Here is a 765-nt window from a genome sequence, read left to right on the forward strand (position 1 = left end):
GCGCGGCCTCGGCCTGTTCGCGCACCGGCGCGTAGAGCGCGGCGTCCTCGCGCGCGACCTCCAGCATGAAGCCGGCCCGGCCGGGCCCCAGCGCCAGGCCGCGCGCCAGGCCCGCCTGGGCCAGGCCCTGCCCGCTCTTCGGGTCGGTCACGCGATCCAGCGCGGCCAGGACGGCGTCGCGGTCGGGAGTGTCGGCCATGGGGTTTTCCTTGCGGGGGCTGCAGGCGGGCTTCATATCCGGGCGCCCGCGCCGCAACGCAAGACGAAGGACACGTGAAGCTGAGCGACTCCGCCAAGGTCAGGTTGATCGCCGGCCCCACCGCCAGCGGCAAGTCCGCCCTGGCGCTGCGCGTGGCCGAGGCGACCGGCGGGGTGATCGTCAACGCCGACGCCCTGCAGATCTATCGCGACCTGCGCGTGCTGTCCGCCCGCCCCTCGGCCGAGGAGGAGGCGCGCGTCCCCCACCGGCTCTACGCCGTGGCCGACGCGTCGGAGACCTGGTCGGTCGGCCGCTGGCTGGAGGCGGCGACCGCGGCTCTGGACGAAATCGCCGCTGAGGGCCGCACGGCGGTCGTAGTCGGCGGCACCGGCCTCTACTTCCGCGCCCTGACCCGCGGCCTGGCCGACGTGCCGGCCATCCCCGAAGCGGTGCGCGCCGAGGCCCGCGCGCGGCTGGACCTGTTGGGCGAGGACGCGTTCCGCGCCGAGCTCCGCGACCGCGATGCCGCCGCCGCCGCCCGCATCGCGCCGGGCGACCGCCAGCGG

2 protein-coding genes are annotated in these 765 nt (G+C 76.7%); one reads left to right on the forward strand and one right to left on the reverse strand.

Translation table 11 applies throughout. The features are described 5' to 3' along the window. Positions 1-199, reverse strand: a 199-nt coding sequence (locus G3573_RS21760; RefSeq protein ID WP_163263697.1) for an iron-sulfur cluster assembly protein, incomplete at its 3' end; no start/stop codon positions are given. A gap of 74 nt (positions 200-273) precedes the next feature. On the opposite strand from G3573_RS21760, the gene G3573_RS21765 reads away from it, so the two are divergent. After that, the coding region (locus G3573_RS21765) for an isopentenyl transferase family protein (RefSeq protein WP_346427432.1) at positions 274-765 on the forward strand (492 nt) is incomplete at its 3' end.

The organism is Caulobacter sp. 17J65-9 (assembly GCF_010975005.1).
Taxonomy (GTDB): domain Bacteria; phylum Pseudomonadota; class Alphaproteobacteria; order Caulobacterales; family Caulobacteraceae; genus 17J80-11.